The 14839-nt window shown below is 63.8% G+C and carries 11 protein-coding genes; 2 read left to right on the top strand and 9 right to left on the bottom strand.

Annotated features, from left to right (window positions below; translation table 11 throughout):
* Positions 1–28: 28 nt before the first annotated feature.
* Both MLGJGCBP_RS48820 and MLGJGCBP_RS48815 read left to right on the top strand, forming a co-directional pair.
* A complete protein-coding gene (locus tag MLGJGCBP_RS48820; protein WP_160098559.1) occupies positions 29–1375 on the top strand; it encodes a hypothetical protein in 1347 nt (448 codons plus the stop codon).
* Positions 1376–1587: 212 nt separating this feature from the next.
* Complete coding sequence (locus tag MLGJGCBP_RS48815; protein WP_160098561.1) at positions 1588–2886, top strand: PIN domain-containing protein; 1299 nt, start codon at positions 1588–1590, stop codon at positions 2884–2886.
* A 113-nt stretch (positions 2887–2999) separates the two neighbouring features.
* On the opposite strand, the gene MLGJGCBP_RS48810 is transcribed toward MLGJGCBP_RS48815, so the two are convergent.
* The 9 genes from MLGJGCBP_RS48810 to MLGJGCBP_RS48770 all read right to left on the bottom strand — a co-directional run bounded on the left by MLGJGCBP_RS48810 (position 3000) and on the right by MLGJGCBP_RS48770 (position 14834).
* Complete coding sequence (locus MLGJGCBP_RS48810) at positions 3000–4205, bottom strand: protein kinase family protein (RefSeq protein WP_160098563.1); 1206 nt, start codon at positions 4203–4205, stop codon at positions 3000–3002.
* A gap of 205 nt (positions 4206–4410) precedes the next feature.
* Positions 4411–5502, bottom strand: coding sequence for a hypothetical protein (locus tag MLGJGCBP_RS48805; RefSeq protein ID WP_160098565.1), 1092 nt, complete (start codon positions 5500–5502; stop codon positions 4411–4413).
* Between the two features lie 593 nt (positions 5503–6095).
* Positions 6096–6692: a DUF4913 domain-containing protein gene (locus MLGJGCBP_RS48800; protein ID WP_160098567.1), complete on the bottom strand. Its 597-nt coding sequence runs from the start codon at positions 6690–6692 to the stop codon at positions 6096–6098.
* The gene (locus MLGJGCBP_RS48795; RefSeq protein ID WP_160098569.1) at positions 6692–8683 is read right to left on the bottom strand and encodes a type IV secretory system conjugative DNA transfer family protein; all 1992 of its coding nucleotides are present in this window, start codon (positions 8681–8683) and stop codon (positions 6692–6694) included. Before MLGJGCBP_RS48795 ends, MLGJGCBP_RS48800 begins: the two co-directional genes overlap by 1 nt.
* Before the next feature lie 79 nt (positions 8684–8762).
* Positions 8763–9992: a hypothetical protein gene (locus tag MLGJGCBP_RS48790; RefSeq protein WP_160098571.1), complete on the bottom strand. Its 1230-nt coding sequence runs from the start codon at positions 9990–9992 to the stop codon at positions 8763–8765.
* Between the two features lie 80 nt (positions 9993–10072).
* Positions 10073–10624 carry a hypothetical protein gene (locus MLGJGCBP_RS48785; protein WP_442972121.1) on the bottom strand — a complete coding sequence of 184 codons (552 nt, stop codon included), beginning with the start codon at positions 10622–10624 and terminating at the stop codon, positions 10073–10075.
* A gap of 405 nt (positions 10625–11029) precedes the next feature.
* Positions 11030–12667, bottom strand: a complete 1638-nt coding sequence (locus MLGJGCBP_RS48780) for a M23 family metallopeptidase (RefSeq protein ID WP_160098573.1) — start codon at positions 12665–12667, stop codon at positions 11030–11032.
* Positions 12667–12972: a hypothetical protein gene (locus tag MLGJGCBP_RS48775; protein ID WP_160098575.1), complete on the bottom strand. Its 306-nt coding sequence runs from the start codon at positions 12970–12972 to the stop codon at positions 12667–12669. Before MLGJGCBP_RS48775 ends, MLGJGCBP_RS48780 begins: the two co-directional genes overlap by 1 nt.
* Positions 12969–14834, bottom strand: a complete 1866-nt coding sequence (locus tag MLGJGCBP_RS48770; protein WP_160098577.1) for an ATP-binding protein — start codon at positions 14832–14834, stop codon at positions 12969–12971. Before MLGJGCBP_RS48770 ends, MLGJGCBP_RS48775 begins: the two co-directional genes overlap by 4 nt.
* Positions 14835–14839 lie beyond the last annotated feature (5 nt).

The raw sequence follows: 14839 nt of genomic DNA, 5'->3' as shown, positions 1-14839 counted from the left end.
CGAGGGGGGAAACGAGGAGGAGAAGACATTGGCCGACATCGACCGAACCACCGACGAGTACCAGCAGCGCATGGACGAGGAAGCCGATTGGGCCGAACGGAACTACGACTCCGAAGAGGTGACCGGGTACGAGGAGGAACTCGACCTCGACGCACCGCGACGCCTACGCGTACCGCGACGAACTCCCTCGGGAGACTGGGAGTACCACGATCAGGAGCCCGACAACCGCGAGGCCGGCATCCAACCGACTTCCGGCCGATCCAACGAATCCGCGGCGGCCGACGCGGGCTCGCTCGAACCGCAAGAGCAACTCGACCTCGACCCGTCCTGGGCAACAGGCGAAGACGGTGAACAGGTAGCCGCCGACGAACCGGACTGGTCAGACGACTACGCACACTCGCCGGCACTCACTAAGGAACCCGCCCCCACCCCTACACGAGCGGTCGACGACGGAGTACGTGTCGATCCCATCGTGGCGAGACCCCGCGACAACCAGACGAAACGGTCGAAGCAGCGCGCCGCACCGCCGCCGAATCAGCGAGTGAACGACATCGCCGCGTTCCTGACCGACGTCGAGGAACGCCATCGAACCGGCCAAAAGGTCGCCCGCCCCAAACCGATCCGCGAGGTGCTGGGCGTCTACCGCGGGGCACCGATCGACCAGACCCGAATCCAGGTCCTGGCCGCCGCCGCCGCGGCACGCCACCTCGAAGGCGCGGATTCGGCCAACGCCCAACGCCTGAACAAACTCGTCCAGGACAACGACGCACGGCTGCGCTCCCTGCGCGAGCACGAACGCCGAAACGCGGTCCTCTTCCACGCCGCCAACGAGACAACGAAGGAAGAACTCGCGGTCGCCGACCAGGAGCGCATCGAGCGAGAGACGACCAACGATCGCCGCGTCTTCGACGCAGCATCTGCTGTCGCACTGGGATATGTCGCCGCGCGGGGGCTTCCCGCCTACGACCAGCTCGCCCAGCTTTCCGAAGCTCAGCTCGGGCCCGTGCCCGAAACCGCAGCGGAAGAATCGGCGGAGAATGCATCCGCCAGCGGTGGCCAATCGAAGGTCGATAAGACCAAGAGCGTGCTCGACTCGGTGGGACGAGGACTCGCCCAAGCAGCCGGACCAGTCGCCGGCGACGACGACGTCGCCGCCAATCTCTCGCCGATCAACCTCACCCAGCTCAACGAGGAACTCGCGAACCTGGCCGCCAGCATCGCCCCCGCGATGAAGGCAGCCATGTCCAGCCACCCCCGATCCATCAAGGAACTCCTCAACGTCGAACAGCGGCCCGACGAAGAGAGCGAACTCGCCTTCGAGCAGGAGTCGGAACTCGACCGCGGGCACCGCCGAGACGCCGCGCACTCGGTTTAGAGCGGCCCCGAACAGAGAAAGAGGTCGCCACCCCGCCGATCCGAGAACACTTCTCGGATCAGGGCGACAGGGAAACCTCCCCGTCGACCATGGCAGTGGGTGGCGACCTCTTTCTCGTCGCTCGGCCAGTCTAGAACGTGGCTACGACAAAGCTCGCGGGCCGTTCCGCCGCTTTGGCTTCGGGGTGCCCTTCTGCCCAGCAGAATGAACAGGTGAGCGCAACGATCGTGGTCATTGACACCAACGCTATTGTCAGTTCCCCCCGGCTGAGATCGAAGGGATGGAGGGGTTTGATCGACAAGGCCTCCGAGTGGGATGTGCAGTTCAAGGTCCCAGTGGTCGTAGAGATGGAGGCAGTGAACGTTGTTCGGCGTTCATGGGACAAGGAGAAGCGTGCCGTCGACAAGCTCCGTGTAGGCGAGTTCGGACTTTCCTCAACTTTGAAAGAAATGTCTGCGGCCATTGAGAAGCAGATGGACGGTTACGAGACGGAACTCCGCGAACTGCTCAAGCAGATTGACACCGAGTTGGTTCCGGTTCCCGATGACGCGGATCATTTGGAAATTGCGCGTCGGGCATCAGAGCGGCGCGCACCATATTTCGAACGCCGCCAGGATCGGACACAAGGTGAGCCGTCTGCAAAGGATGGTTACCGCGACACCTTGATCTGGCTGACCGTACTCGACATCGCGCGTTCACATCCGGATTGCGAGGTTTGGTTCGTCAGCGCCAATCACAACGACTTCGGGCGGCCCCAGGAAAAAAATCACGCCATCTCGGAGGACACGTGTCCCTACCCATTACATCCCGAGTTGCTGGAGGATCTTGCCAGTCGTGGTCTTTCATCAGACCGGGTCTTGTACGTACGAACCCTGGAACGACTTGAGCAGCACCTGGCCGCCCAGTTCGCCGCTCTCCCTGACGAGGAGCGAGAAGCGCTGGTCGCCAAGATCGATACCACCAAGCTCGACAGATTCCTCGCGCTGCAGGTGGCGACCTTTCCTCTCGATCCGAGCAAGGCTGCGCTACCCCCGAGAACAGTCGAAGCACACGTTCAATCGCTACCGCGATCGGCGAGCGCCTTGCAGTTCAACGACGCCGCACGTCGTGCCGCCGGCTCCTGGACCGCCCAGTTCACTACGCTCGTTGAACCGAATCTCGAGATCACAGACTCAGTCGGGAATGTCGAAGTGATCAGTAAGAAGCTGCAGGTGCTCGGCCGTGTAGCCATCAGCGCCGAAGGCGCAGTGGAAGACTTAGTCGTGACAGCCATCGAGGCGCTCCCTGATGACCCGATGCGTCGCGTCTGGCTGTGGCAGACGCAGGTAGAACCTAGATCTGACGCATACTTCGCGGGAGTTCTGCGCCACGCTGCTGCAAACCTTCCCTCTGAATCGCTCGAAGGTCTCTACCGCGCCGCAAACCTTCCTCCAGGGACCCGCGAAATGCTCGACGCGTACTGGAAGCGTGACGACGAGATGCGTCGATCGGGTGATGTCTCAGACGATTAATCGCCGTCGCGATCCCCGTTCAAGGGGCTCGATCGGATACTCGCAGTCCTTGCTGCACCCGAGATGAGCCGAGTCGGCTCGTGTAGTTCACCATCTGGGCGACACCTCGATGGTCAGGCCGGAGTTCCTTCCGGCCTGAACTCTAGGTTTTCGACCGCCGCGATGATCTCCAGCACCGACTGATACCGGAGCTTCGGATCTGAGTGAGAGCACTTCTGGACGATCTCGCCGAGCGGAGTGGAACCCGGTAGGAGCTGCTTGACGCCTCTGAATATGTACGACAACACGAATCCGACCGGGTAGATATCGTTGACTGGTTCAAACTCTTTGAAGGCGTCGAGTGCGGGATCCACAATCGTTCCCCGGATCTCGGTCTCTGTCTTCGTGAAGTCGGAATCGCGCGGTTTCGCCAGGCCGAAATCCGAGAGCTTGACCGTGACCGCCCCACTGGAATACGCGCGGAGCAGGACGTTCTTCAGGCTCAGGTCTCGGTGACAGATGAGTGATCTGTGCAGGTAGTTCAGTCCGAAGAGGAACTGGAGCGCAATCCTTCGGCGGGTACCGAAGTCGAAGTTCTGCTGGTTGTTTCGGTGCTTGATGTACTGCTCAAGTGTGCTCTCACAGAACTCCATGGTGTAGGAGTTCTCTGCCTCGTTGTACCGGTAGACCTTGAGAATGTTCGGGAAATCGAGGCCCTTCATGATTTCGTACTCACGACGGAATCGTGCGATGTCCCGCTCGTCGGCCCCACGCTTCAGCTTCTTCCTGGCGATCGTGAGGTCGTAGTTCGGATCCACGAACTTATGGACGATCGCGTAGGCACCTTCACCCACGAGGGTGAGATCGACCCTTGAGTGGTCGGCCAGTTCCAATGCGGTGTCCGCTAGCCCGAACACCGAGTCGTACTTCTCCACCACCACCGGCGTAAAACCCTCGGGGATTAGACTTCCGCCGCTCTGGACCAGCCAACCCTTAGAACCGTCCAGAACACGCTCATACTCCGGCACGATGGTGAGGGCCTTTCCAGTCCCCTCCAACGCGGATTTCAAGTCGCGCACTTCATCGATCAGGCCGAGCAACTCGCGACTGTTATCGGCGTTGAAGTGCCCCGACTCCCCATTGCGCGCCTTGGTGTTCATGAAATCGAACTCGCTATCGAGTCGCTCGTGGATCGAAGCGAACGCGTGCTTGAGCTGATCTCCGCTCTGGAAGGGATTTCGGTGGCCAAGGTACAACTCGAGGTAGTCGGCATCGATCAGTTCGGCGCTGCTGTACTTCCTGAGGATCCGCTCTAGACGTCTCTCCGCTGGTGTCGTCACGCCTGTATTTTGGCATCGCCGTCGGTGGCATAAGCAACGCAGACCCTCAGCAGCCCTGAACAGGAAAAAGGTCGCCACCCCGCCGATCCGAGAAGGCTCTCGGATTAGGGAAAACTTCCCCGTCGACCGTGGCAATGGGTAGCGACCTCCTTCTCGTCGCTCCGGCAGTGCACGACTGACCTACGAGACATGGTTGGACCTGGATCTACGCAGGCGCAGCAGGCTCGACACCGGTGCCGGCCGAGCTGGATGGCACGCGAGCGCTGGGGGGTACGCGGGACTCAAGGTACCCGACAGTTGGTTCGGTCGCTTGCTTCTCGAGGCCATCAGGCGTGAAACGGAGTTGGTGCGGTAAGGCGTTGTTGCCGTTGTAGTCGGCGACACGACCGTCAGGGTATCGGTGGGTGTCGTCGGTTACTTCGACGATTCCCATCTGCGCAAGGAGCTTGTGGCTGTCGTATGTGTGTGGTCCGACGCCGTAGTGCTGGATTCGTTCTGCCGCCGTGATTCGGAAGGCCGTGTTGGGGTCACTGGGCTGATTACGGGCGACCATGAGGAGAAAGACGAGTTCGGTGTCTTCAAGTGCGTAGATCCAGCCGTTTGTGAACAACTCGACGGGGACGGTGAAGAAGTCGGCGTCTTTGACTACCGGAACCGTGTAACGGGGCGGCGGCGTGCCGAGTGGACTGACCCCGCCCTCGTGGTTGAGGAGAAACCCTTCGTAGTTTCCCGTGCTCTTCGTTCCATTGGGAAGGGTCAATAGCAGATGGTCGTCGTCGGCGAGCTTCTTGACTGTCTCGCGGATCTGGCGTGCACGCTTCTCCAGCTCCCGATGGCTAGTTCTGCCTGCGCCCGATGATTCGGCGGCGGACGCCACCAGATCGATCCACCCGACGTCGAACCGGCCCCTTCTGACGATCGGTCTGGTGTTGTCGGGACGGTTTCCTGGCTTCGTACGCGTCTGCGCCTCGTACAGGGCGATCAGGAACAACTTGAGTGCAGCCCCTCGAGGGCTGACAAGGCGTGATGCTGGCGGGCGTTCCGCCCGTGAAGGCATCTTCCGGTCGGATCCGACGAGCGGCTTCTCCTGATATAGGAAGTCGTGTCGAATCCGGACTTCGCTGAGCTTGCCATCTGAGAGTCCGCGAAGTGCTTCGGTGGCGTGCTCTATGGGCCCTGCAAGTTTCCCAAGCCGCTTAAGCCGGGTTTGGACCTGCCTCAGCTCAGTACCGGACGCGTAGAGGCCTGCCGCTTCAGTTATTTTCGACCAATTGATCTGAACGCCTTGACCTGTCATAAGCTACTCTGCATCTCGTCGTTTCCTAGAGTCTCGGAAGGTCAGGTCAAGCTGTCGAGCAAGTGTAGCAAAGGCAGGTGGCGCGAAGCTCGTGCGTCGTGCACTCTGTCCATAGAGCCGCTGGTCAGGGGCTTGGAAGGACCGGCTTGGGAGCCGGCGGTAATGCGACTGACGACCCCCGGGCGCAACCGGAGGCCGTCGTGTGTCGCACTCGTGCATCCAAATAGAGATCGGAGTTCGACGTGTTCAGGTTACTTCGGAACAGGGTTCAGGCGGGAGCGGCCGATCCGCGGCCATCGTCGAGTGGCGGGTTGCCGTTGCGGTGGGTTGTTATCGGCGCGCTCACGGCCGCTGCATCCGTAGTGGCATTCGCAGCGGGTGGACCGGTGGCATCGATCATGGCAGGCGCGGCCGTTGCTGGTGCCGCTCATAACGTGATCGACTGACCTGTGTCGTGCAGTCCAGTGACCTCGATCGACTGCACGACTGAACGAAAAGGAGGTCGCCATCCTTACCGAAGTGGATGGCGACCTCGTTCTCGTCGCTCGGGCAGTGCACAACTGACCCTTCTGTAGGAGTTTGATGCGCTGAGCTCAGCTGTCGGCGGGGTATTCGTCGCGGAGGCTGGGTGGCATGGGCTCGTACGGAAGGGCGGGCCAGCCCGAGAACGAACCGTCGCGCTTCGCATGAGACATGGGGCCGGAGTCGCTGTCGAAGATCACCCGCAGATGCGGGTCGAGCTGGTGGATCCACCAGTTCGACATTGCCGACGCTTTGTCGGAGGCTCGGGCTTCTTCCCATCCAAACCAGAGGGATTTGAGTCGGCCGGCGACTTCGGGGTACAGCCACCATCTCGCGTCCCAGGCCAGGCCGCTTTCGCCGCCGCCGGGACCCATTTTCCGGCGGATGACCTGGGTGAACCATCCTTCTACCCACGCCTCGTAGGTGGGATACATCGGCTCGATCTCGGCGAGCTCGCCATCCTCTTCGTCGGCCTCGACGTCCTCGAGCTCGTCGTCTTCGTCCTCGGTGATCGCGTCCGTGTCTTCGTCGAGGTCGAGGCTGGGATCGTCCCCGTCGACGGTGGGGTCGTTCTCGTCGGCGGCGTTCGGGTCGTAGTCGTAGGGGTTCTCGTACCCCGTCTCGTCGTCGGTCTGCCACTCGTCGTCGGTTGCTGAGAGATTGACCATCACTGCCTTCCTTCCGCGAAGAATTCGGACTCGAAGATGTCGTCGACGGCATCAGGTGCTACGTCGACGCTCGTGGTCGGCGCGACGCCGCTCTGCTGAACGGGTAGCTCGATCAGGTCCTTGTCGGCTGCGGCAGCGATCCGTGGGATCGGCCCGGTGGGTGCCTCCGACGCCTCCCGATCGGAGAATCCGACCGGCAGCGCCTTCTGCTCGACGCGGTCGGTGCTGGCCTTGCACTCGGCGAGGGACCGCTTGATGTCGTCGGCGAATGGTGTGTTGCCCCAGAAGTTCTTGCGGACCAGCAGCGGCTTGCTGCCGCCCATCGTGACGATGGCCCGAGTTTGCGGCAGGGCCTTGAGGTCGTCGACGGTGAGGATCTTCTCCCGTTGGTGCGACGTGCTGATCGTTGTTTGCCCACTGCCCAGAATTCCGCCGCTGCGGCTGCGGTTCTCGACCTCGACGAAATGGTCGCCGATCTCGTCGGACAGCGAGGCCAGGAACCCTTTGTCGTTGACGTTGCCGCCGTACCAGAGCATGTTGGAGGCATCGACCATGGCGTCGTAGTTGGTCTCACCCCACACCTTCTTCGCCTGCGACGGTGACTGCAGGATGGTGATGAGGATGCATCCGCGGGATCCGAAGTGCGAGTGCCACTCGGGGAGTTGCTGCAGCTTGCAGATGTTCGCGGCTTCGTCCAAGACCATGACCGCCGGGATCGGGACCCGCCCGTCGCTCTGTTGGGCGCCGTACTCCTGCAATGCGTCCCCCATGGCGCCGACCAAGGCTGTGGTGAGCGCGGATGCGGATCCGGCTCCCTTCTTGCTCATGGCGTAGACGGTGTCGGTGCTGCGAATGACCTGGTCGATATCGAGTTCGGGCAGGTCGTGGATCTCACGGCCGGGGGTGATGAGGATTCGCCCATCGCTGTCCGTCCCGATCGTGATCCGGGTGTTCGGCAGGATCGCTTCTTCGTAGCGAGGCTCGTCCAGGGGTGCGAGGAATCGGCGCGCCATGTCGTAGAAGCCGTCCCGTTGTTTGGCGTTGACGCTCTGCTTGCTCTGCATGGTGTTCGCGAGATCGGCGTACCCGTTCTGGGCGAGCACCTTCACCGGGATCTGGGATTGTGTTTCGCGGAGCCAGTCCACGACGTGCCGAAGATCACCGCCGGCGAGCGCGGCGGCGAGGAGGTAGGAGCCGAACAGGTCCCGGGCGGCGCCGTCGAAGTAGGCGTCGACCCGGGCATTGTCGTCGGTGGCGGCGGAGATGAAGTAGTCGCACACCACTCGCGCCGACGGCAGGTCGTCGACGCGGCGCAGCGGGTTGAACCAGAAGGTTGCCTTCTCGCGCCGGTTGCCGGTGGTCACGCCCTCCAGGTCGAAGAGCCAGACCTTCCCCATCTGTTTACGCAGGTAGAGGGTGTGGGTGTAGATGTCGGGCTTGTTGGACGTGCCAAGGCAGAATCCGGGGGCGTAGCAGATGGCCGGAATCGCCAGGGTCGCCGACTTTCCCATCCGGGAACCGGCGATCGCGATGCACACCCACTCCCACGGCATCCGAAGTTCGCGGTTCGATTTGACCGTGTTGCCCATGACGATGCCGCCGTGACCGGGATGAGTCTCGCTGATCGTCGGTGCAAGCCGCCTCGTCTCGTCCGCGGCCGCGGCCGGGCTGGTCTGCTCGACGTCTCGCGGGTCCGTCATGGAGTCGGCGTACTTGTCGAGCCGCTTCTCCGCGCGCTTCTCTTGAATCTTTTCGAGCCGCCCCGTCTTCTTGAGCAGCCAGAACCCGCCCACCACGAGCGCGGCGATGGCGACAACTTCGCCGATCAGTACTGCGGTCGCGCCACCCGGCCATGCCCGATTTCCCTGGGCCACATCGAGGAACAGGCCGAGCGGGTGCCATAGCGTCTCCTCGCCGCCGCCGAGGTTGTACGCGAATACCGGCAGGAAGGAGGCGGGGACCGCGACGGCGATGGCTTTGAGCACCACCATCTCATTGTTCCTGCTCACCTTTGGCCGATCGCGACGCATTTCCGTCATGGTCGTTGTCCTTACTGGTAGCGGAAGTTGGTCAGCCGCCGAGCGGCGTTGGTGCGGGTTCGGAGATACGCCAGGTCTGCGCATCGGTGTCCGGGTCGATGTCACGGAGCACGTCCAGCTTGACGATCCACTCCATATCGGGGATGCCGGTGAACCAGATCCTCTTCACTGCTTGTTCGAGGCTTTGCCGAAGGCGGTCGCTGCTGGTGGTGGGGTCGAGTTCGGTGACGGTCAGGGCGGTGCACAGCAGCCGGTAGGCCCAGTACCCCGCCTTCGAACTCGGTGTACGGGCGAGCAGGTCGGCTTTGACAGCCAAGCTCGAGGCCTGCCCCGCCGGGGCGAGTCGCTGGTGCGCGTCGTGGTGGATCCCCGCATGGGACAGGTCGATTTCGCGTTCTTCGAGTGCGAGGGTGGCGCGCTTGAGGGCGCGCACGTGCGGGCGGAGTCGGCTGGGCTGCCGGAACATTTCGGGCGTCACCATGGGCAGCGTTGCCACCATGTCGTGTTCGTCCCAGAATCGGCACGCTCTCAGTGCCTCTGCGGGGCCGAAGCGGAGCACCCAGTCGGCGGTTGCTTCTGCCAGTACGCCGTTGAGGTTGGACTGCGCGACGATCGGGTCGATGGCGCTGAAGATCTCGTCGGCGACGAGCCACCGCCGGTCTCTTTGCTGGTCAGTGTGCGATTCGGGTGCAGAATCGTCGGTCCCCTCAGCGGGCAGTGGTGGCGCGGAAGATTCGGCGGCGGCGGCGGGTCGGGTGCCGGTGGGGACCCAATCGACCAGACTGGCGTGAGATGCGATCTCGACACGGAGCCCGAGATCGAGTTCTGCGACGAATCTTTCCCGCTGTTCTGCGCTGTCGAAGAGCCTCTTGTTGCAACCGAGCAGGATGATGCTTTCTGCTGCCCGCCCGGCAGTGCGCACCCAATGCGTCCCTCCCACATCGGCGGCGACACTCGCGACAAGCCGGGAGATACCCGCCGAGTCCGAGCGCTGGTCGAGGTCGCGCATCCATGCCGGGTGTCCCGCCTGGTCGAGTAGCTCCCGCAGGGCATTCCGCCCGGCAACCAGGGTGGTCTCGAGTTCTTCTCCCGCTGCGGGGTTGTCGAGTAGTTCCTCCATGAGTCCGCCGGCGGGCGGGAGCGCCCGCAAGGTGTCGGCCAGGTCGGTCAGCCCGTGCGCGGCCAATACCGTGGCCGGGCCGACTCTCAGTGGCCAGTCCGCGATCTGATTCAGGGTGTCAAGGAGCTCACCTCGGGTCACAAACGGATCATGGTCAAGGACCCACTTGCGGCGGGTAGCTGGATCGTCCGGAGCGATCACATGATTCATCCCTAATGTCCTCACTGGTAGCGGAAGTCGGTCAGACGCCAACCGTCGTCGGTCCGGGTGACGGTGGTGCGCCAGGTCTGTTCGGCGAGAGGGGTGCTCGATCCGGCGGTGTGCAGCACGGTCTGTCGGCAGCTGACGTCGATGACGACGGTCCGCATTCCTTCCGGTGCCGCTGGGGTGCTGTCGGCTTTGGTGCAGGAGGCGGTCAGTGCGTCACCGGCCTGCTGCCACGCCAGCCACTCCCGATCAGGTCGAAGACCAGTCGCTGCACCGTTGTCGTTGTCGACGGTGGTCGCCAGTTCCCCACCCAGCCAGGGGCGAGCGCGGTGCAACGCATCGGACTTGCTCTCGTCGACTGCGGGCTGCCACGAGAGGATTGCCTGCATCGCGGTGACGGCCGTGCCGTCCGCGTCGAGGTGCGCCGGGTCCAGGGGGTCGATGTGCACGTGATCGTCACTGCCCACCGGCTCGTCATCGGTGCCGGATGAGCCGCAACCGGCCAGCACCATCGCTGTGGACAACACTCCCGCGATCAGCAGTTTCGTCGAGAAGCGCATGGTCATACGTCCTTTCCCATGGTTCGGCCTGGCTGCGAGGAGTCGAGCGGCCGGCCAACAAGTTCCAGCACCACGAGCACCAGAGAAAGAAGCGTCAGGACGATCAACGTGCCTCCGATGACGACGAAGAGTTGCCCATGCGGAATTCCGCCGCAGTGGACGTAACCGGAGCTATTCGGAGAGGCGGCGCACCAAGTTCCGCGGTACGGGTCCGATGACCGCAAGCCCAAGCCGTACCGGAGGGCTGCCAGGCCGCCGACACACGACACCAACGCGTTCAGTGCCAACACTTTCATCGGGGACTTCCGTTCTCGTGGGCGAGGATTGGGATGTTCGAACGAATACGGAGACTTCATGCTGCAACAGATCAATTCTACATTAAGAGGTCTCTAAGTAGAGACCTACCGTCGGCTATTTGTTGATGGCGCGGTACTGCGCTTCGTTGGCGATGATCTTGTCGGCGTACGGGCGGGTCTGGACGATGTAGTCGGTCGACCCGGTCGGGAAGCCGCCGGAGCTCTGTACTGCGCCTTCACCCGCGTTGTAGCCGGCGAGGTACAGCTCGGTGCGGCCGTTGGTTGCCTTGACCGATCCGTCGGCGATCCAGCCGTCGATCGTCTTCGCGATCGTGCACATGTAGGTGCCCTGCGCCATGACCGCATCGCCGATGCTGTTGATGTCGACGCGGCCGTCGCCGTCGTAGTCCTTGCCGTATGTCGCCCACGTCCCCGGCATGAACTGTGCGGGACCACCGGCACCGGTGTTCGAGACCGGTGCATTGGCTCCGTACTGGAAGCCGTTCTCCGCAGCGAGCTGTGCCGCCAGAAGGGAGGGCTTGATCTGCGGGCACAGTGCCCCGGCTCGTTCGATCCACGGTGCGAACTCGGTGGGCACGGTACCGGCGGCGAGGGTGTCGCCGAGGCCTTCACCGGAGATGGTGCAGTCGGCGGCCGATTTGGTGGCCTGGCCGCTGCCGCCGGGCAGGGAACCCCACTGTGCGGTGGCTTCGTCGAATCCGCCGCCCTTGACGGTGATGTGGACGTGGTTGAAGTGGTTCTCGTTGTCGCTGCCCCGGTCCTCCATCTTGTTCGGCGTGCCACCGGCCGGGTAGTACGTCTGCCGCCAGATCGCGTAGTCGACGTGGAAGAAGTCGGCGTTCGCCATCACGTAGTCCAAGACGGCGTCGCCGGTCGCGACGCCGGTTCCGGAGTTGTAGTCCGGGATCATCGCGTCGACGGCCTGGCCGCTCGGGTGGTCGTTGAAACCGCCGCCGTCGGCGCGCCATCCGCCGAGGGTGTCGAGGCGGTCCCCGAATCTCAGGTGCAGGGCCCGGATGAGGCGTTTGGTGTTGACCTGCATGTTCTGTTCGGACCCGGCCGAGGCCGGCAGTGCCTGCGCCAGGTCCGCGCCACCGGGCGCCGAGGGGGCCGGGCTCGGGGTGGCTGGTCCGGGCCTCTGTTCGCCCGGTGCAGGTGCGGAGTCGTACTGCGGCTTCGGATCCACGGCCGCGCCGCCGGTACGGCCACCCGGCCATGTCTCGAAGTGCAGGTGCGGGCCGGTCGATTCACCCCGGTTGCCGATGGTGGCGATCTGCTGGCCCGCGCGAACCTGCTGGCCCGCCTCGACGAGGTAGGTGTCGACGTGCCCGTAGACGGTGGAGAACAGCTGCCCGTTGATCACATGGTCGAGAACAACCCACTGCCCGAAGCCGCTCGCTTCGCCTGCGTCGGCGACTGTGCCGTCGGCGGCCGCGTAGATCGGGGTCCCGATCGGACCGGCCAGGTCGATGCCCTTGTGCTGGGCACCATCGCGTTCGCCGAATCCGGAGGTGAACGTCACCAGAGTCGGATCGACCGGCTTGATGAACGATCCTGCGGGGGCGATCATGTCGCCACCGATCACGGATGTGCCGCTACCGCCGAGGCAGTCCGTCGAGGCCTGCTCTTCCTCGTCCTGGAACAGGATGGCCAGCAGAACGATCAGTGACATCGGAATCCCGAGCACCAAGGCGAGCACCACGATCAGCAGTGAGCTGTTCTTCGATTCCATTACTGGGCCGCGCCCATCCCGCAGTCGGCTGAGGCGTACCGATTCACCAGGCGGCGATTGAGTTCCGTGGCGGCCGCGAGATCGGCGCGCAGCCGACTCACGACCGTCCACGACGGCTGCGGACGCCGGCCGGATGCGTTGACCCAACTGCGCACCGCGGTCTCGGACACGTCGAGCTGCGCCGCCACCGCGGCGCAGGAGGCGGTGAACGAGTCACCGGCCTCGATGCACTTGATTGCCGTGGCCACCGCATCGGCCTTGGTCTGCTCGTCGACCACGCGGTAGCGGCGGCGCGCGGGCGTCATGCGGCGAACCCCGTATGCTCCCGATCCTTGACCGCGGCATTCAAACGCTCGTCGGTGTTGTGGATACCCGACGCGAGTTCGGCCGGGGTCACCCACACCTTGAACGGCACGCCGGGACGATCGCCCTCACCGAGTTTGAGCAGAAACTGCCCCGTACCGGCTGCAACAGGATTGGGGACCGGAGCCTGTTTCGCGGCCGACACGATTCCGGCCTCCTCGGCCGCGAGACGGACCTTCTCCGCAGCCTGGCGCCGCCGCGCCGTCTTCTGGTCGATCGGGGAATTCAGATCTGCGGCGTCCGACCAGTTCGTGAGCATGCTCTTCTCGATCTGCGAGAAGTGGATGACCTTCTCGAGGCGCTCGATCTCCGCCGACGGAACCGGGCCGATGATGCGGGCGCGGCACCGTTCGATCAGGCCCAGAGCGCCGGCCTTCTCCAGCTCCTCGATCGAGTGGGTCACGAACGTGATCCCCACACCGACCACGCGCTGCAGACGCAGCAGCGCATCGATGCGCTCGGCCATCATCGGCAATGCGAGGACCTGCCAGAGCTCGTCCATGAGCACGTTGAACGCGAGGTTCGGTCCCAGGCCGGCGTCTGCTCGTACGTGAGCGGCTTCGATCGTCGCGAACGCCTCGTTCCACCCTGCGATCAGGACAGCGGCACGCATCATCTTGTCGTCCTGCGGGACGCTGGACATGTCCAGGCACATCGAGGGTGCCTCGACATCGAGGCGGACGGTCGACTGCCCGTTGAAGACCTCCCCGAAGCGGCCCTTCACCATCGAACGCAGCGTTCGCCGCAACCCCTGGATCGCGGCCCGATACTCCTCGTCGGTCTCGGCGACCGCGTCGTCCTTGAGTTCCTGACTGTTCGACGTCAGCAGTGCGATCAAATCGTCGAGGATTGCGGGGTGCTCGGAGGTGAACCCCGCACCTCCCTGCGCTACCGGGGTGTAGAGCAGGCGAATCGCCGACGCGAGCAGCGTCTGCTCGAAGTCCTCGAGCCGCTTGCCGCGCACGATCTCACACAGCGCGGCGGTGATGTTCTCCTGGCGCGCATGCAGTGCGTATTGAGTCTGCTGACGTTGCAGCTCCAACTTCTGGCGCTCGAGTATCAGCTCGTCCCGCAGCGCCGGGTCGTTCTCGAGTGCGATGCGGTGGGCGAGTTCGGCGATCCGGCCGGAGAGCAGGGCGATCGCCACCCCGATCAGACCGGGATCGAGCGGGTTGATCCGGCCGATCCCGCCGTACCCGACCTCGGTGCACTGACCAGCCACGGCCTCGGTCAGCTTCCGCCCGTCCGGCTTGACGTCGCCCGGCCACACCACGCGCACACCAGCGGCGATGTCGCCCAGAGCGATCCGGCGTAGCAACGTCGACTTACCGAAGCCGTTGAGAGCGATGATCATGCAGGCAGGAGCGGTGATCGCCTTCGCTTCCTTCGCCGACAGCGGGTCGAAGCACACCGGTGCATGCGGCGGTGCCAGGTGGTGGCCCAGCGGGGTTCCCAGTAGAGGGGCATTCGCTCCCACGACCCAGGGGTTGATTCCCGCCACCTGAATGTTGGTGCCACGAAACTCGACTGGGGGCAGGATCGCGCCCATCCGGCCACCGCCGGCACCGGAGAAGCCGCGCTCGTCGAGGGCATGAACGTCACGGTCGGACGAGTCGGAGCGGGCCCGCTCGTTCGCCGCGATGTTCGCCCGCCGGTCGTACTGCCGCTGGACCAGTCTGGCCAGCACCTTCTTGCTGACGAAGTTGGTCGCCGCCGCTTCACGGGCTTCCAGGCGTGCGAGGTCCTCGTCGGAGAGAACCTTGATGTTCACCGCTTTGGGGGTCTTGGTCTTGGTCTTGGCCACTGTGT

The organism is Rhodococcus sp. T7 (assembly GCF_009872365.1).
Classification (GTDB): domain Bacteria; phylum Actinomycetota; class Actinomycetes; order Mycobacteriales; family Mycobacteriaceae; genus Rhodococcus_F.
This window is presented reverse-complemented; position numbering and strand designations above follow the sequence as displayed.

Bases quoted from the DNA above. Each gene is read 5' to 3' on its own strand.
- MLGJGCBP_RS48775 (WP_160098575.1), bottom strand. From the start codon at position 12,972: ATGACGCCCGCGCGCCGCCGCTACCGCGTGGTCGACGAGCAGACCAAG.
- MLGJGCBP_RS48785 (WP_442972121.1), bottom strand. From the start codon at position 10,624: ATGACCATGCGCTTCTCGACGAAACTGCTGATCGCGGGAGTGTTGTCC.
- MLGJGCBP_RS48805 (WP_160098565.1), bottom strand. From the start codon at position 5,502: ATGACAGGTCAAGGCGTTCAGATCAATTGGTCGAAAATAACTGAAGCG.
- MLGJGCBP_RS48795 (WP_160098569.1), bottom strand. From the start codon at position 8,683: ATGGTGGTGCTCAAAGCCATCGCCGTCGCGGTCCCCGCCTCCTTCCTG.
- MLGJGCBP_RS48780 (WP_160098573.1), bottom strand. From the start codon at position 12,667: ATGGAATCGAAGAACAGCTCACTGCTGATCGTGGTGCTCGCCTTGGTG.
- MLGJGCBP_RS48800 (WP_160098567.1), bottom strand. From the start codon at position 6,692: ATGGTCAATCTCTCAGCAACCGACGACGAGTGGCAGACCGACGACGAG.